This window comes from Bacteroides eggerthii (assembly GCF_025146565.1).
Lineage (GTDB): Bacteria > Bacteroidota > Bacteroidia > Bacteroidales > Bacteroidaceae > Bacteroides > Bacteroides eggerthii.
This window is the reverse complement of record NZ_CP102258.1, coordinates 3,418,104-3,435,809: the sequence shown is the minus strand read 5'-3', so window position 1 is coordinate 3,435,809 and position 17,706 is coordinate 3,418,104. Positions and strand designations below refer to the sequence as shown.

The following is a 17,706-nucleotide window of genomic DNA, read 5'->3' as shown; positions in this document are numbered from 1 at the left end:
TATTCCCTTGATAATTAAATCTATTTTGTACTTTAGCTGGTAACGATACTCGAATAAATAAGTAATTAATTAATCTTCTTGGTTTTGGGGCGTTTCTTTGATATATATCTTGTGTGACCCTCTGCCCGTATGGCCGATTCCGCTTTCTGGCATTTCGCTCCATTGTTTCAGTTCTTGTGCAGCGGCGTTGCGCAGTAGTCCTGTCAGTTCGCTGTAGTCACCTACTTTCAGTAACGGATGTGACTCTAAATAATCTTGCGCCAGTTTCAGCCGTTGTTCGGCGGTGTAGCGTGAGGAAGAGTGCCGGAACTTCCATTTAGAACGGTTCAGTATGCAGTTTCGTCCTGTCTCGTAGATGAAATCCTTGTCTGCATGGAAGTTGATGTTGTCTACACAGATGCTTCTTACATTGCGTTTTTGTCCGCCCTGTTCGGCGCTTTCCCGTTCAAAACCTTCGCGCAATCCTAACGAGGGAGTGAATACACCCAGTCCGTCCACTTTCACCGAGTGTCCTTCGCCCATTTCACGGGCTATGGCTTGGGTAAGTGATTTTATCACTCCGATGATGTCGCCGGGAGTAAAGGTACTGCCGTAGTTGATGCGTTGGGCAAGGTAGTCCAAATCTACTTGTCCCCAAATCTTGATGCGGGGGAAGAGTTTTTTTTCACCGTCTTTGTTGGGAAGGTTAGAGGTCTGCATTTGATATTCTGCCATGATGTTTTTTTGTTGTTTACGGATTGATAATTTGGTGATGGAAATCCGTCCTGCATAGGGCTAAGGATGAAATGACATGGGGTAGGGACGAAAGTAGGCAGACTTGCTTACCGAGAATACTCAACCTATGCTTTAAACTGTATCTTCAGTTTAAAGATGTATATCTTTAGGCTGAAGATGGCGGTCTTTATCCTAAAGATGTTCATCTTGAGCGTAAAGATACGGCTTATTTCCTATATGAGCAAGCTTTTCTTCTAAGAAGTGAGCGTTTAATACGGGGAGTGTAGATACTTTTTTATGGGTGGTTGACGGTCAGCTGTTTGATAGCGGTCTTTGAGAAGATCGGGAAGAAAAAACTTTATTTATTGAAGTATCTTCTCTATATATCGGTATTCTTTATTCTTAGTGGTATGTTTCTTATTATCCGTTGGTTGATTTGCTTATTGTTTAGGGGAAATCTTACTAACTTTCCTGATAGTTTTCAATAACCTTCATGGCTTCTTCTCTTATTTTATTCCGAATAGAGGAAGGTGCAATTACTTCAATATTACTACCCTTATAGGTTTTGTATGACTCCTGCCAAATTGTCCATCCGCTCCAATCCCATTTTTTTGCGTAACCGCAGACGCGCTTTTTTTAGAGCCTCTTCGGATTGGAAAGTGATTTGGGCGATGTCTTTGTTACTCATATTCAGTTTCAGAAAGACGCATAGTTTGCGCTCATTGTTGGTAAGGGTAGGGAAGCGCTCGTTCAGCTTGTCGTAGAAGCTGGTGTTGACTTCGAGGAATAGAGTTTCAAACTCTCTCCAGTTGGCATACGTTGACTTGCTTTTGTAGTAGTTGATAAGAGAGCGTATGCGCTTATGCTTCTCTTCATCATCTCCTTTTTCCAGATTTTCCAACATCTTTATACAGTAGCTGTCACATTCGGCATTTTGTATCAGTTTTAGAGTGGCGGATGTCATTTCCTTTTGGCTGTACTCCAACTTTCTTTTGGCTTGGTCCACTTCCAGTTTAAGGACTTTCTTTTTCAGGCGGCTGGAACGGTATAGCTGTGTAGTAAGGATGATGATGAGTAACGTGGCGGAAATGAGAAAGAAGATAATATAGCGCTGGTTGCGTATCTGTAACTTTTGGTTGGCCTGTTCCAACTCATATTTCTGTATCTCTTTTTCATATTTGTAGGAACTTTCCATTAAAGCCATCCGGCGAATATTCTTTTCGTTGAGAAGGCTGTCGTTTAGTTGTTTGCACAGCACGTGGGCATTATAAGCCCTTTTGAAGTCTCCGGTCTTTTCATAGATATCAGCCAACAATTTTTGGGTGTGCTTGTTAAGTTCCATGTAGTTGATTTTACGACCTGTTTGCAAAGCTTGGTTGGCATAGTCCAGTGCGCGAACATACTGTTCGCGGGCATAGTACAGCGTGCCAAGCAGGCGTAAGATTTCACCATGTGCATGTTCTATTTTTGCTTGTTGCGCCATGCCGAGTGCTTGCGTGAGGTTCTCTTGTGCTTTGTCGTACTTTTCCTGTTCTATATAGATGCAACTGATATTTATCAGCAGGTTGACACTCAGCCCGATATTGATCCCGGCTGATGTTCGGAGTCCTTCTTGCATATAATGCAGCGCGTCAGGGTGATGCAGACGTTTGTATATGTTACCTATGTTGGCATAGCAGGCAGAAATCAGATAAGGATCGTCTAGTTCCTTGCCTAACTGCAATGCTCGTTTGAAGTCGTTTAGAGCGGCTTCGTGTTCTTTTTGTTCCGATTTGATATTTCCCATGTTGATAAGCAACCCACAGATGCCTCGCCGGTCATTCAGTTCCTCGTAGATGCGCAGTCCCTTTAGGTAATATTCCAAAGCACGCAGTGGGTCGCCTTGTCTGTTTAGGGTAGTTGCTATGCTTGATTGGGCTTTTGCCAGCATTATTTTGTTGTTGCTTTGAATAGATAGGTTGATTACTTCCTGCAGCTTTTCGATGCCTTGCAAATATTGTCCCTTACTTGTCAGATTAGTGGCGGAGTTGTATAGCAATTTGATGCGTATGTCCGGATTTTTTAATACAGTGCTTGCCTGTAGTCCTTTTTCTATGGCTTCGTCACTGGCTTTGATGTTCCCCATAGCTTTTTGAATGGAGCTGATAGCAAGAAGATAGTTGCAGATGCTGGTAGGATCTTTTATACGTTCGGCTATGCTTAGCGCCCTTTCAAAGTGTTCCAATGCTTTTTTCGGTGTGTTTCTTATTATCAGTCCCGTAACCCATAAGCTGGCAGCTTCCCCTGCAGGGTAGTTCAGTCTGGTGGAGATTTTTTGCGCTTCTTGGGCATACTCTCCGGCTTTACCGGAGTCAATGGCATAGAGTTCGTACCCTAATTTGTTGAGGAGATTCACCCTTGTCGTGTCTATACGGTTGTGCGCTGCCAACTCCTTTTCCAAATTCTCTATGGCGGGAGTTTGTGAGGAGGCGGTAGGAAAAAAGGAGACTATAAAGAGAGTGAATAATAGGATTATCCTATTGTTTGTTCTGTTCATTTGGCTTATTTGCTGCTTGTTACCTAATGAGCACAAAGGTAATGTCCACTTACATATCTCACAAGTATTTGATGAGATTTATCGGGTTAGTCCACCTTTTGTCCCTTGATTTTCGGACGGAGTATATACTCTGATGTCTTATCTTTGCAATAATCGATTATTGTATTGGAAAATATGGTAAATGTAACCATGCAGTATGAACCTTAATAATAAAATAAAGGAAAGCATATATGACGTTAATCATTGTAATAGGATTTTTACTTATGATCATAGGGGGCTTTTATCTAAGCATAAAGTATGGCCATAGACTTCGGAGAATAAAAGCAAGGCGGAATTGCCAGATATGCCTGGTGCTTGATGGATCCGAATTGAAAGATATACATTTGCATTGCATTATTCTGGTATTTGACCGGTTGGGACATTTGGTCCGTAAATTCCCTGAGGCGGAGATGAGACAAATGAAAGGACAATGTATGCTGTACTGTACAGTGGAAGAGGGAATTTTGAATTTTTGTGTACTGTTGGCCCCTCGTGCCCTCAGTTTGAGTGGAATAGTATGCCGCGAGGATATTGACCGCTTGTTCAGAGGTATTTCCGAGATGCGGATTGTTGAAACCGGTGTTTGGGAGGTGGAGCGTAATGTTGCGTTGTCCCTGAAAAAAAGTAGCATTTAAGTAATGATAAATATGGGTGTCGGAATATTTCCATTACCCTAGTATAAATTAAACAAATGGTAATTATGAGAAAAAGTAATTTGAAACAGGTTGCAGCCTTGTTGGTTTGTGGTGCGTTTTTGTTTTCATCTTGTATCGGTTCTTTCGCCCTGCATGGGAAGTTATTGAACTGGAACCGCAATATCAGCACCAAGTTTGTGAATGAGTTGGTTTTCCTTGCTTGCAATGTGGTTCCTGTATATGGAATCTGTTATTTGGCAGATGCGTTGGTAATCAATTCCATTGAATTCTGGAGTGGTAGCAATCCGATGGCGGGTGTTGGTGATGTGAAGAAAGTGAAAGGTGAAAACGGAAATTATCTTGTAAAGACGCTGGAAAATGGTTATTCCGTTCAAAAAGAGGGTGAAACTATGGTTATGGAATTATTTTATGACCAGGAACAGAGTACTTGGAATGTTGAGTTTGAAGGCAATACTGCCGAACTGTTGAAAATGAACGAGAATGGTACAGCGCAAATGGCACTGCCCAATGGTGAAGCTATGACTGTAATATTGGACGCGCAGGGGATAGCTGCTGCCCGTCAGGCGACGATGATTGACACTTATTACGCTGCCCGTTGAGGAGGGAATATGTTTTGTTTGCATAAAAAATAAACATAACGGTTACAGAAATCGTGTTCTCTTCATCAAGTTCGGTTGCATCATCGCATTCCGTACAGTTTGTCAATCAAATCCTGTCGTCCTATCCGGCGCAGTTCGTTGATGATATTTCTCCGTTCTTCCGGTTTATACCAAAAAAAGAATTGGCGCTGTGCCAGCTTTTCACGCTGTGTCTTGGCACTGAATACGGGTTCCAGCGTATAAGGGTGGAACCCTGTATACCATGCTTCGGTAGCAACGGTCATGGGGGTAGGAGTAAAGTCCTGTACTTGTTCCAAATGGAAATCCAGCCGTTTGGTGATAACGGCAAGTTCCGCCATATCTTCTTCTTTGCAACCGGGGTGGCTGGAGATGAAGTAGGGAATGAGCTGCTGGCGCAGACCTTCTTCATGATTGATCCGGTCGAATATCTTCTTGAATTCTCCGAATTGGCTGAACGGCGGTTTGCGCATAATGTTGAGCACACGTTCCGAGGTATGCTCCGGGGCGACTTTGAGCCGACCACTTACGTGGCGTGCTATGAGTTCACGAGTATATTCCTGCGTATTTTTGTTGATTCCGGCATCTTTGCTCTGATGTAATAACAGGTCATAGCGTACACCGCTGCCAATGAACGATTTCTTGATGCCGGGCAAACTGTCTACCGCATGATAAATATCGAGCAGCGGACCATGATCTGTGTTCAGATTAGGGCATACTTTAGGGTGAATGCATGAAGGACGCTTACACTTCTTGCATATGTTTTCGTCATTCCCTCGCATCTTATACATATTGGCAGAAGGACCTCCCAAGTCGCTAAGGTATCCTTTAAAGTCCGGCAGTCCCATGACGGCTTTTACTTCTTTCAGGATACTTTCCTTGCTGCGGCTGACGATGAACTTTCCTTGATGTGCCGAGATGGTGCAGAAGGCACAACCGCCAAAGCATCCCCGATGAATATTGACGGAGAACTTAATCATGTCGTATGCCGGTATGCGTTTTCCTTTGTATTTGGGGTGCGGAAGGCGTGTATAGGGCAGGTCGAAAGAATGGTCGAGTTCCGCTTCCGTTAAAGGCGGGTAAGGCGGATTTACGACAACGGTTTGTTTGCCTATGGTTTGTAATATGCGCGAAGCGGCATATTTATTGCTCTCTTCTTCGATATGGCGGAAGTTTGCAGCCTGTTTTTTCTTATCTTTCAAACATTCTTCGTGCGGGAAAAGAATGATGTCTCCTTCCTGCGGAAGAACCTCTTTGGTGAGATAAGCCAGTTGGGGTATATCGAAAATAGACTGTTGCTGATTTAATCTTTTCACAAGTTCCACAATGGGCTTTTCACCCATACCGTATGTCAATGCGTCAGCACCGCTGTCTACAAGGATACTTGGGCGTACGCGGTCTTGCCAGTAGTCGTAATGCGTCAGCCGGCGCATACTGGCCTCAATGCCGCCTAATATAACGGGAACATCGGGATATAGCTTTTTCAGTATTTGGGTATAGACTATCGAAGGATATTCGGGGCGCATATCCGGACGTGCATCAGGAGTATAGGCATCATCACTGCGCAGACGTTTGTTGGCAGTGTATTTATTGACCATGCTGTCCATGCATCCTGCACTGACACCAAAGAAAAGACGGGGACGTCCCAGTTTCTTGAAATCCCGCAAATCATCGCGCCAGTTAGGTTGGGGAACAATTGCCACACGCAGTCCTTCCGCTTCGAGTATGCGTCCTATAACGGCTGCTCCGAACGACGGATGATCCACATAGGCGTCACCGCTAAACAAGATTACATCAAGTTCATCCCATCCACGTAGTTCCACTTCTTTCTTGGTTGTAGGCAACCAGTCTGTCAGTCTATATTCTTTCATGGGTACAAAGATACGCAAAATTGTACCGTCATCTGTTCGCCGTCATAAATTTCGCGAAAACCGATCTTTTGTTCGGCAAGATATTCCTTCAAATCGCTGAAGGCAGCTGAATCATCCATTATGATTTCCAGCTTTTCGCCTTTTCCGGCTTCGCACATGGCCTTTATGGCGGGGATAAGAGGGCTGTAAAGTTTTTGCCCGCGTGTATCAATCGTTTTCATTTATCCTCTTCCTCTTCTACTGTTTCTTGCTGGGGAAGCCATTGCAGATAGAGCTTGATAAGCTGTTGCAATCCGAAAGCTTTCATATTGTTGTGGTAGATGACATCGATGCAGAGGTCGAGCAGGTCTTTGCTGTCTTCCTCTTGCGAGGCGATGAGGGAACGGATATTCAGTTTGAGTTTGTCGAGTACGGTTTCGTCCACGATACCGTTACTGTCGATGAGATGGCGGAATAGCCCGTATTTCTCAATGGTGACAAGGTTCTCTTCTGATATTTCCAGGCTACGGGTTCCGCTGGGATTAGCTTGTATAGTGTACATGGCGTTCTTTTTTTAATGTTTAGTGATTTAATGTTTTCTGTAAAAGCAAAGATAAGTTTTTCATTACAGATAATGCATATTTTCATTGATTATTTATTAAGTTTATGTTTTATCTGAATAAAAAAGAGTGGAAAGCGATAAGCCTCCCACTCTTTAATTGATGTTTCTGCAAAGATTTACAGCGGAATATATTCTACGAATGCTTCCATCGCTTCGTAAGATGCAAGTCCCAAACTGTCGTACAGTGCGGCTGTACCGCGGTTACGGTCTTCGCTGCGTTGCCAGAACAGGCGTTCATCATTACCGAGGAAAGGTGCGCTTTCCATTTGGCTTTGGTGCTTCAGGATGGAGTTACGTTTGGCACGCAATTCTTCCGGACTGATGGGTACTGCCATTTCAATGTTTTCAATTTCCCATTCTGCCCATGCACCGCGATACATCCATATACGGCAATCTTTCAGCCATTTGGCGCTTTCTTCCTTTTCCAGATCGATAGCGGCAAATACAGCGTCCGTACAAACGCGGTGTGTTCCATGCGGGTCGGCAAGGTCACCGGCAACGAAGATTTGGTGAGGCTTCACCTCGCGCAGCAGGTTGCGTACGATTTCCACGTCGGCTTCACTGATGGGGTTTTTCTGAATCTTACCGGTTTCATAGAACGGCAAGTCGAGGAAGTGGCAGTGATCCAGCGGGATATTGTTATAGGTGCAGGCGGTGCGTGCTTCACCACGACGGATCAGACCTTTGATAGTCAGGATGTCACGAGTATCCATGTCACCGTCTTTCTTATCCTTCAGGTAGTTACGGATTTCCGTATATTTTTCGTTGATAATCTGGTCTTCGCTGTTGTTGAAGATCTGATTGAAGCCGTTGATGAAATGCAGGAAGCGGATTACTTCTTCATCGCCTACGGCAATGTTACCGGAGGTTTCGTATGCCACATGCACGTCATGTTTCTGCTCTACCAAGCGGCGGATGGTGCCACCCATGGATATAACGTCATCATCCGGATGCGGAGAAAACACAATGATGCGCTTGGGATATGGCTTCGCGCGTTCGGGACGATAGGTGTCGTCTGCATTCGGTTTTCCACCCGGCCAGCCGGTGATGGTGTGTTGCAGATCGTTGAAAATCTTGATATTTACATTATATGCCGAACCGTAAAGGGCAAGCAATTCGCTTAAGCCGTTTTCGTTGTAGTCTTTGTTGGTCAACTTCAAAATCGGTTTTCCGGTCAGCTGACACAGCCAGACGATGGCGCTACGAATCAGCTTGTCGTTCCATTCGCAGGAAGTCACCAGCCAAGGACGCTGGATACGTGTCAGGTTGGCGGCAGCAGAAAGATCGATAGCGATGTGGGCATTGTTGTGCGTCTGCAGGTAGGATGCAGGAATTGTATCCGTCACATTGCCTTCCACACATTCTTTCACCATTTTGGCTTTTTCTTCCCCCCATGCCAGCAGATATACTTTCTTGGCAGAAAGGATAGTAGCTACACCCATTGTTATGGAGCTTACCGGAGTGCTTTCGATGCTGCCGAACATTTTGGAAGCTTCGTTGCGTGAGTCGTTGTCCAGCAAGATTAAGCGGGTGGTGGAGTTTAGGCGCGACCCCGGTTCGTTGAAACCTATGTTTCCCACACGTCCGATGCCCAATACAGCCACATCAATTCCGCCGAAACTTTCAATGCGTTGCTCGTACAAGCGGCAATATTCGAATATGGTATCTTTGGCGATGGTCCCGTTGGGGCTGAATACGTTCTGCATATCGATGTCTACGTGGTCGAGCAGCATTTCTTTCAATGCATTAAGATTGCTGTTGACTGCATCCGATGCCAGTGGGTAATATTCATAAAGGTTGAACACTACTACATTACGGAAGCTCAGCCCTTCTTCTTTGTGCATGCGCACGAGGGCTGAATAGACATTGCGCGGAGAGTTACCGCCTGCTAATGCAAGTATGCAGAAGCGTCCGGCTTTCTGCTTGTCACGAATCACCTGTGCAATGTCCAAAGCAATCTGGTTAGCTCCTTCTTCGGGAGATTCGTAAATGTCTGTCGGAATTTTCTCGAGACGTGTCAGTACCGACCGTTCGAAAGCGTTCTCAGGTCTATAATACCTGGGGGATACTCTGTTGAGAGTAATTTGAGAACTAAGATTGGTTTTCATACAATAATTTGGTTATTAATAAATGATTAAAGCTGTTCGCTCGTTCAAAACTTAACAAAAATACGAAAAACAAAGTTCATTCGCATCCTTTTGAGGTAATTTTTATGATAAAGTATCGGTTTCAGGCACTAATTTACCCATTGCCCATACCGCTCTAATTTTCAAATCTTCGTCCATAACGATAATGTCGGCGTCCTTCCCCTTTTGGAGTGATCCCTTGCGGTCATAGACATTCATGATGCGCGCAGGAGTTTCGGAAACCATACGTACGGCATCTGCTAAAGGTATATCGGCTTTCTGTACCATTGTACGTATCAGCCGGTCCATAGTTGCTACGCTACCGGCAAGGGCAGAGTGGTCGGCCAGTTTGCACACGCCGTCTTCAATGATGACGCGAGGATCAAAGGCCTCTTTGTTGTCGCTTGCAGCGCATGCCAGGGCGTCGGTTATGGCACACATCCGTTCTACGCCTTTTATCTTGTAGACAAGACGCAGGATTGTAGGCGGTACATGGATGCCGTCGGCTACTACTTCAACGGTCATGTCATCCATCAGGTAGATACTTTCTACTGTTCCTTCGTATTTGTATTCACGACGTTTATGGAATCCGGGCATCGCATTATAGAAGTGGGTGGCGTGCGTATATCCGGCTTCGTATGCGGTACGGATGTCTTCAAATTCGGCTTGGGTGTGGGCCACTGAGGCCAAAATTCCTTTCCCGGTGATGTACTTGCCGAATTGCATGGCTCCGGGCAATTCGGGAGCGGCATCCCAGCGTTTGATGCAGTGCCAGTTTTCTACAATAGGGATATATTCATTGGGATCCGGATTTTTGATGTTTTCGGGCATCTGTCCGCCTGCCATTGCCATATTGAGATAATGACCCTCAAGGTGCAGGCCCAATATCGGGCTGTCTTTTTCCGCCATCATCCTTGTACAAGTCTCCGCCGCTTGTTCAATCATCGGTACGGTAGATGAGGACAGGGTGGGGAATATGCTGGTGGTTCCATATTTCATGTGGGTTTGGACGGCACTGCGGAAAGCATCCTCTGTACATTCCATAAAATCGCGTCCTCCGCCGCCATGCGCATGGATTTCTACGCCTCCGGGCAATACATGCATTCCTTTCACATCAATTAGTTGTGCTCCGATAACGGCGAGATCACAATTGGTTACTTCTAGAATTTTTCCGTCCCTGATAAGTACGGAACCGTCCTTGAGCCATCCTTGCGGGGTCAAGATACGTGCGTTGATGAGTTGAGTCAACATAGGATTTAGGGGTTAGTGTTAATAAATTAATCGTATCGGTCGTCAGACTTCGTTTCGACGGACAAAAATAGCTACTTTTTAGGTAAGATGCACTCCATACATTTAGGTATTTTTATTAAATACTCTAAAAATAGCTGCGCAATGTTTAAAGAGATTTCCATTTAATATCTTTTAATCAGGATTATAAAGCATGAAAACTTTAATTTCGTTATTTTGTTTTACTAACTAATAAACTTATAAAACGATTGAGTATGAAAACGTGGAAAATAGAAGCAGCCATTATCGCTGCCGGTATGATCTTGTTAGGAGTGACAATCAAATGCGGTATCAATGATTTTATAGACAAAGAACGTATTGTCAGCGTGAAAGGTCTGGCTGAAATGGAAGTCCCTGCCGATAAGGTGATATGGCCTTTGATGTATAAGGATATCGGGAATGATCCTTCTTTGCTTTATGCCAATATGGAGCAGAAAAACAAAGCTATTGTGAAATTTCTGGAGAGTAACGGCATTGCGAAAGAAGAAATCAGTATAGCTCCTCCGGAAGTGATAGATATGCAGGCCGAACGCTATGGCAATCGTGATATCGCTTATCGGTATAATGCGACATCCGTAATTACGGTTACTTCGAAGAATGTAGAGAAGGTGCGGCAACTGATGTCGGAGCAGGCTGAATTGCTGAAGCAGGGGATAGCCATTAGCGGAGGCGATTACCGGTATAACGTAGTATATGAATTCACAGGTCTGAATGATGTGAAGCCGCAAATGATAGAAGAAGCCACGAAGAATGCTCGTGCCGCTGCCGAGAAGTTTGCAAAAGACTCGGATAGCAGTCTGGGCAAGATACGGAATGCTTCGCAGGGGCAGTTCTCCATATCGGACAGAGATGCCAATACACCTTATATTAAAAGCATACGCGTAGTGACTACTGTGAATTATTATCTGAAACGATAGTGAAAGAGTCCGCGTCTTTCCATGCGGGAAATTTTTTTCTGAATGTTTGCAATGCGGTGAGTTCAAGTGCGGCGGTGGCTGTCCCTTCTTTATTATCGGGCACATGGGCCAGCAGCTCACCTTTATGGGAGTAGATTACGCTACCGCCGTTATATGGAATTTGATTGTTATCTATACCGATGCGGTTGACGCCACAGACGTAACAGATGTTTTCCAGTGCGCGTGCCTGCAAGAGTATGTCCCAGACTTTCCGCCGGGAGACGGGCCAGTTGGCAACGTAAATCAATAGGTCGTATTCGTTGTCTACATTCCGGCTCCACACAGGGAAGCGTAGGTCGTAACACACAAGCAATAATATGTTCCAGCCCCGGTATGAGATTACGGCACGTTGAGAGCCTGCCGTAAAATGTTCTGTCTCATGCCCCATGCGGAACAGGTGACGTTTGTCGTAGAAATAACTTTCCCCTTCGGGAGTGAGGAAGAAAGCGCGGTTGTAGTATGCCGGATGTTTGTAGGATAATTCATTATCCTCGGATGCAACGGGAATTTCATCGCAGGAAATGTAGCTTCCGGCAATGGCTATCTGACATTCCGCGGCCCATTGGCGTAAAGTAGCGATTGTCTTGTCTGTTACCGGCTCTGCCAGCCTGTCGGTATTCATGCTGAATCCGGTAGAGAATGTTTCCGGTAAAACAACAATCTCCGTCGCTCCACGAAGTGTTTCCAGTTGTTCGCGGAGACGACGGAGGTTGTCTTGTTTATTTTCCCAAGCAATATCCGTTTGCAGGATACTGACGCGTAGTCGGTTCATTCTGATAGGAGGCCGTTGCCGGTCGCTTTTTAAATTGTTCCGATTGAAAAGTTCTCAGGGTTCTTTCCTTGAAAATCCTTAAAATAGAGTTTTATCTCATGCATGTCCTTTTCAATATCTCCCGTAGGCATTATTGCCTTGGTGGAAGTAATGGTTTTGGTAGGATAGTCTATACCGATCAGCATGATAGGAACTTGTGCTTTCAGTGCTATGAAGTAAAATCCCTTTTTCCAGTTAGGATTGGCCTTGCGCGTTCCTTCCGGGGTAATAGCCAAATGAAACTGTTTGCTTCCGGCAAATTTACGTGCCATTTGGTCCACTAAAGAGCTTTTTCGGCTTCGGTCTACCGGTATGCCGCCAACGGCTTTGAATATTAGTCCCAAAGGAAAGAAAAACCACTCTTTCTTCATCATAAAGCTGGTCTTTCGCCCAATGGCTCCATAAAACAGTTTACCGATAAACAAATCCCAGTTGGAAGTATGTGGTGCTGCACAGATGACGCATTTGTCATAGTTGGGCACTGTTACATTCGTTTTCCACCCTAACAGGCGATAGTAGATAAAACTATATAGTCCTTTCTTCATTCTGTGTTATTTCAGGTTACCGATAGCTTCAATGATTTCGTCTACTTTTGCGTTAAAATCAGAACGGAATTTCTTGTAGTAACCTTTTACATTTCCCGGTTCGGTATGGCTGATGCGGCTGATGAATTCATCTTGCATTTTCAAGATTTCAGCCATTAGTTCATCGGCTTTCTTTTTGTCTGTTCCGGGTACATACAGGCTGTTCATAAGACATTCGGCAAACAATTCGCCGGCGATATAGTTGACATTCTTTTTCAATACTTTTCTACTTGCCATAATCTTTACTTTTTATGTGAATAAATTGAATTATTTTCGGTAAAGATAGTGTTTTTCTCAATGAATGGAGAGGAAAAACGGGATTTTATGTGTTTTTAATGAGAAACAGTTCGTAGAATAATTCTACATTTGTGGAGAATTTCCACAGCATACATGTGGAATATAGGTGTGGTATAGGTAGCCTGTATGTATGTTTATGGTTGATAACTAAACTATTATATAATAAGAATAATACCCTGTCAGGCTTTGGCACTGCGTTTGCGTTGAATAAAGAAACAGGGTTAAATTTAATAAACAAACAAGCATGAGACTATTTTTTACGAAAAAAGAATTGAAGCTGAGAAAGAAAAGGGTAATAATGATGATAGCCTGTATGGCGGTGTTGCTTGCCGGTTATCTGATATTGACTTGGCCGAAGAAAGTACAACCGGAAGCGCCCACCGTAATTGTGGAGCCTGCCGAAGTGGGTGATGTGGAGATTTTTGGTGAATATGTAGGACGCATTCGTGCACAACAGTTTGTAGAGGTTCGTGCGCGTGTGGAAGGTTATCTGGAAAGTATGCTTTTCGCCGAAGGTAAGTATGTAACTAAAAATCAAGTATTGTTTGTCATCAATCAGGATCAATATCGGGCAAAGGCGGATAAAGCTCGTGCACAATTAAAGAAAGATGAGGCACAGGCGTTGAAAGCCAAGCGAGATTTGGAACGTATTCGTCCTTTGTATGCACAGAATGCCGCCAGCCAGTTGGACTTGGACAATGCACAGGCTGCCTATGAAACAGCCGAGGCTTCCGTCTCCATGAGCCAGGCGGATTTGGATCAGGCAGAGCTGGAACTGGGGTATACCATTGTACGTTCTCCTTTGTCGGGTCATATCAGTGAAAGAAATGTGGACTTGGGAACGCTGGTAGGTCCGGGAGGCAAATCACTGCTCGCCACTGTGGTGAAGAGTGATACGGTATTGGTGGATTTCAGCATGACTGCATTGGATTATCTTAAAAGCAAGGAACGTAACATCGAGATAGGCCGTCAGGACTCTACCCGTTCCTGGCAACCCAACATTACGATTACTTTAGCAGATAATACTGTCTATCCTTATAAAGGCTATGTGGATTTTGCCGAACCGCAGGTCGATCCGCAGACCGGTACATTCTCTGTTCGTGCAGAGATGCCCAATCCCAACAGGGTATTGTTGCCGGGACAGTTTACAAAAGTGAAGCTGTTGCTGGATGTGCGCGAAGGGGCTGTGGCTGTTCCTCAGAAAGCGGTAACCATTGAAAAGGGAGGTGCTTATATATATGTAATGCGCCGCGACTCTACGGTGGAGAAGCGTTTCATTGAGTTAGGACCTGAGTTTGGTAACAATATGGTTGTCGAACGCGGACTGGTGGCAGGCGAGCAAGTGGTGACGGAAGGTTTCCATAAACTCACTCCGGGTATGAAAGTACGTGCGCAGGCTGCTGCTCCTAAGGAGGAAGAAGAGCCGGCAGACTCTTTGAACAAGAAAATCGCTTCCGAGAATAGTGTAAAGGATAACAACCTCTCAAAGTAATGACAGTATGAAAGTAAGTTTCTTTATAGACCGCCCGGTGTTCTCGGCGGTGATATCGATTGTGATTGTAATTGTCGGTATTATCGGTCTGACGATGCTTCCGGTGGATCAATATCCGCAGATAACGCCGCCCGTTGTAAAAATCAGTGCATCCTATCCGGGAGCAAGCGCACTGACCGTATCGCAAGCGGTGGCAACCCCTATCGAACAAGAGATAAACGGTACTCCGGGTATGTTGTACATGGAGTCCAACAGTTCTAATTCCGGAGGCTTTTCGGCAACGGTGACTTTTGATGTGTCTGCCGATCCCGATTTGGCTGCCGTAGAAATTCAGAATCGTGTGAAACTGGCGGAAAGCCGTTTGCCGGCCGAAGTTATCCAAAATGGTATTTCGGTAGAGAAGCAAGCCCCCAGTCAGTTGATGACTATCTGTTTGACTTCCAGCGACCCGAAGTTCGATGAAATCTATTTGAGTAACTTTGCCACAATCAATGTGCTCGACCTTTTGCGCCGTATTCCCGGTGTGGGACGTGTATCCAATATCGGTAGCCGTTACTATGCCATGCAGATATGGGCTATGCCGGACAAGCTGGCAAACTTCGGTTTGACGGTACAGGACTTGCAGAACGCATTGAAAGACCAGAATCGCGAATCGGCAGCCGGCGTTTTAGGACAGCAGCCGGTACAGGGTTTGGACATAACCATTCCCATTACGACGCAAGGCCGTTTGAGCTCGGCGAAACAGTTTGAGGACATTGTGGTTCGTGCCAATGCCAACGGATCTATCATTCGTCTCCGCGATGTGGCGCGCGTATCGCTCGAAGCCTCTTCATATAGCACAGAGAGTGGTATCAACGGTGAGAATGCGGCTGTTCTTGGCATCTATATGCTTCCGGGTGCCAATGCTATGGAAGTGGCGGACAATGTGAAGAAAGCAATGGAGGAAATAAGTGCGAATTTCCCCGAAGGAATGAGTTACGAGATACCGTTTGATATGACTACTTATATTTCGGAGTCTATTCATGAGGTATATAAAACGTTGTTCGAAGCATTGATACTTGTTGTACTGGTAGTGTTCCTCTCTCTACAAAGCTGGCGTGCGACTTTGATTCCTGTCGTTGCAGTACCTATATCCTTGATCGGTACTTTCGGGTTCATGCTTATTTTCGGTTTCTCGTTGAATATATTGACCTTATTGGGATTAATTCTCGCTATCGGTATTGTGGTGGACGATGCCATTGTGGTGGTAGAGAATGTGGAACATTTGATGGAGACGGAAAAGCTCTCGCCCTATGAGGCAACCAAGAAAGCCATGAACGGTTTGGCAAGTGCTTTGGTTGCAACTTCGTTGGTGCTTTGTGCCGTATTCGTTCCGGTAAGTTTCTTGAGTGGTATTACCGGACAATTATACCGCCAGTTCACTATCACCATCGCTGTGTCTGTGTTGCTTTCTACGGTTGTGGCTTTAACCCTTAGCCCTGTGATGTGTTCGCTAATACTGAAGCCTAATAGCGGAGCGAAAAAGAATATTGTGTTCCGTAAAATAAATGAGTGGCTGAGCATCAGCAATCATAAATATATCGGTGTTATCAGTCGCGTTATCAAGCATCCAAGACGTCTGATGAGTGCATTTGGAATGGTGCTGATTGCTATCTTCATCATCCATCGCCTGATTCCTACCAGTTTCTTGCCTGTCGAAGATCAGGGATACTTTAAGGTGGAACTGGAGTTACCGGAAGGCGCCACACTGGAGCGTACCCGTATAGTGACCGATCGCGCGGTGAAGTATTTGGAGCAAAATCCGTATGTGGCTTATGTGCAGAATGTAACGGGAAGCAGTCCGCGTGTGGGAAGTAATCAGGCACGCAGCGAACTGACCGTCATTTTAAAGCCTTGGGAAGACCGCAAAAATACCACCATTGATAAGATTATGGCAAGGGTAGAGAGAGACCTGAAGGAATATCCCGAATGTAAAGTCTATCTTTCCACTCCACCTGTGATTCCGGGGTTGGGAGCCTCCGGAGGTTTTGAAATGCAGCTTGAAGCACGTGGTGAGGCGACTTTCGAAAATCTGGTACAAGCGGCAGACACCTTGATGTATTATGCCCAGAAGCATAAAGAGCTGGCAGGACTTTCTTCTTCCTTGCAGTCCGAAATCCCGCAACTCTATTTTGATGTGGATCGTGACAAGGTGAAGATGCTGGGCGTACCGTTGGCAGACGTGTTCTCCACGATGAAAGCTTATACGGGCTCTGTGTATGTAAACGATTTTAATATGTTCAACCGTATATATAAGGTGTATATTCAGGCGGAGGCTCCGTATCGTGAGCATAAAGAGAACATCAATCTGTTCTTTGTGAAAGCTGCCAATGGAGCAATGGTTCCGCTGACCTCATTGGGCAATGCATCCTACACCACAGGACCGGGTAGTATCAAGCGTTTCAATATGTTTACTACCGCCGTTATCCGCGGTTCGGCTGCACAGGGATACAGTTCCGGTCAGGCTATGGAGATCATGGAACAGATAGCACGCGATCATTTGCCGGACAACATAGGTCTTGAATGGAGTGGACTTTCCTATCAGGAAAAGAAAGCCGGCGGGCAGACCGGATTGGTGCTGACATTGGTGTTCCTCTTCGTTTTCCTCTTCTTGGCTGCGCAATATGAAAGCTGGACAGTGCCTATCGCAGTATTGCTTTCCTTGCCGGTAGCTGCTTTGGGAGCTTATTTAGGGGTTGCTGTTTGTGGCTTGGAAAATGATATTTATTTCCAAATCGGTTTGGTAATGCTCGTGGGGCTTGCGGCAAAGAATGCTATCCTTATCGTAGAGTTTGCCAAAGTACAGGTAGATAATGGGGGAGACTTGGTACAGTCGGCCATTCATGCCGCTCAACTTCGTTTCCGTCCTATATTGATGACCTCGCTTGCCTTTGTTTTGGGTATGCTTCCTATGGTACTTGCAAGCGGACCGGGGTCTGCAAGCCGTCAGGCAATCGGTACGGGGGTGTTCTTTGGAATGATCTTTGCCATTGTATTTGGTATTGTACTTGTGCCGTTCTTCTTTGTACTGATTTATAAAGCGAAAGCCAAAGTGCAACACAAAATCAAAAAAGACTGAT

Annotated in this window: 15 protein-coding genes; 5 read left to right on the top strand and 10 right to left on the bottom strand. The window is 45.1% G+C overall.

Translation table 11 applies throughout. The features are described 5' to 3' along the window. Window positions 1-69 precede the first annotated feature (69 nt). Together NQ546_RS14185 and NQ546_RS14180 are read right to left on the bottom strand one after the other, a co-directional pair. The gene (locus NQ546_RS14185; protein WP_115615923.1) at window positions 70-714 is read right to left on the bottom strand and encodes an HU family DNA-binding protein; all 645 of its coding nucleotides are present in this window, start codon (window positions 712-714) and stop codon (window positions 70-72) included. A 556-nt stretch (window positions 715-1,270) separates the two neighbouring features. Continuing rightward, entirely contained in the window at window positions 1,271-3,250 is a 1,980-nt protein-coding gene (locus tag NQ546_RS14180; protein ID WP_004290400.1) for a tetratricopeptide repeat protein, read from the bottom strand. A 458-nt stretch (window positions 3,251-3,708) separates the two neighbouring features. Between NQ546_RS14180 and NQ546_RS14175 the strand changes: the two genes are divergently transcribed. Together NQ546_RS14175 and NQ546_RS14170 are read left to right on the top strand one after the other, a co-directional pair. Continuing rightward, on the top strand, window positions 3,709-3,924 hold the full coding sequence (locus tag NQ546_RS14175) for a hypothetical protein (protein WP_138350675.1): 216 nt from the start codon (window positions 3,709-3,711) through the stop codon (window positions 3,922-3,924). A 65-nt stretch (window positions 3,925-3,989) separates the two neighbouring features. Then, on the top strand, window positions 3,990-4,544 hold the full coding sequence (locus NQ546_RS14170; protein ID WP_021940325.1) for a DUF3332 domain-containing protein: 555 nt from the start codon (window positions 3,990-3,992) through the stop codon (window positions 4,542-4,544). Window positions 4,545-4,624: 80 nt separating this feature from the next. Here NQ546_RS14170 and NQ546_RS14165 read toward each other — a convergent pair whose 3' ends face one another. The 5 genes from NQ546_RS14165 to nagA form a co-directional block, all read right to left on the bottom strand. Beyond that, window positions 4,625-6,433 (bottom strand): YgiQ family radical SAM protein, encoded by a 1,809-nt coding sequence (locus tag NQ546_RS14165; RefSeq protein WP_004290405.1) that lies wholly within the window; start codon window positions 6,431-6,433, stop codon window positions 4,625-4,627. Further along, complete coding sequence (locus tag NQ546_RS14160) at window positions 6,430-6,654, bottom strand: sulfurtransferase TusA family protein (RefSeq protein ID WP_004290407.1); 225 nt, start codon at window positions 6,652-6,654, stop codon at window positions 6,430-6,432. Before NQ546_RS14160 ends, NQ546_RS14165 begins: the two co-directional genes overlap by 4 nt. Further along, window positions 6,651-6,974: a hypothetical protein gene (locus NQ546_RS14155; RefSeq protein WP_004290408.1), complete on the bottom strand. Its 324-nt coding sequence runs from the start codon at window positions 6,972-6,974 to the stop codon at window positions 6,651-6,653. The genes NQ546_RS14160 and NQ546_RS14155 overlap by 4 nt, the downstream gene beginning before the upstream one ends. A 176-nt stretch (window positions 6,975-7,150) precedes the next feature. Beyond that, the gene (locus NQ546_RS14150; protein ID WP_004290410.1) at window positions 7,151-9,142 is read right to left on the bottom strand and encodes a glucosamine-6-phosphate deaminase; all 1,992 of its coding nucleotides are present in this window, start codon (window positions 9,140-9,142) and stop codon (window positions 7,151-7,153) included. 102 nt (window positions 9,143-9,244) lie between these two features. Next, window positions 9,245-10,411, bottom strand: coding sequence for an N-acetylglucosamine-6-phosphate deacetylase (nagA, locus tag NQ546_RS14145; RefSeq protein ID WP_004290412.1), 1,167 nt, complete (start codon window positions 10,409-10,411; stop codon window positions 9,245-9,247). A 251-nt stretch (window positions 10,412-10,662) separates the two neighbouring features. Here nagA and NQ546_RS14140 point away from each other — a divergent pair, with 251 nt between their 5' ends. After that, complete coding sequence (locus NQ546_RS14140; RefSeq protein ID WP_004290414.1) at window positions 10,663-11,364, top strand: SIMPL domain-containing protein; 702 nt, start codon at window positions 10,663-10,665, stop codon at window positions 11,362-11,364. Here NQ546_RS14140 and NQ546_RS14135 read toward each other — a convergent pair. The 3 genes from NQ546_RS14135 to NQ546_RS14125 are packed head-to-tail and all read right to left on the bottom strand — an operon-like array spanning window position 11,336 to window position 13,035. Beyond that, window positions 11,336-12,175, bottom strand: a complete 840-nt coding sequence (locus NQ546_RS14135) for an amidohydrolase (protein WP_004290415.1) — start codon at window positions 12,173-12,175, stop codon at window positions 11,336-11,338. The two genes, NQ546_RS14140 and NQ546_RS14135, sit on opposite strands and share 29 nt — an antisense overlap. A 29-nt stretch (window positions 12,176-12,204) precedes the next feature. After that, entirely contained in the window at window positions 12,205-12,759 is a 555-nt protein-coding gene (locus NQ546_RS14130) for a lysophospholipid acyltransferase family protein (RefSeq protein ID WP_004290416.1), read from the bottom strand. A gap of 6 nt (window positions 12,760-12,765) precedes the next feature. Continuing rightward, on the bottom strand, window positions 12,766-13,035 hold the full coding sequence (locus tag NQ546_RS14125) for a hypothetical protein (protein ID WP_004290418.1): 270 nt from the start codon (window positions 13,033-13,035) through the stop codon (window positions 12,766-12,768). Window positions 13,036-13,339: 304 nt separating this feature from the next. Between NQ546_RS14125 and NQ546_RS14120 the strand changes: the two genes are divergently transcribed. Together NQ546_RS14120 and NQ546_RS14115 are read left to right on the top strand one after the other, a co-directional pair. Beyond that, window positions 13,340-14,587, top strand: a complete 1,248-nt coding sequence (locus NQ546_RS14120) for an efflux RND transporter periplasmic adaptor subunit (RefSeq protein WP_004290422.1) — start codon at window positions 13,340-13,342, stop codon at window positions 14,585-14,587. 7 nt (window positions 14,588-14,594) lie between these two features. Next, window positions 14,595-17,705, top strand: a complete 3,111-nt coding sequence (locus NQ546_RS14115) for an efflux RND transporter permease subunit (protein ID WP_004290424.1) — start codon at window positions 14,595-14,597, stop codon at window positions 17,703-17,705. The last annotated feature ends 1 nt before the right edge of the window (window position 17,706 follow it).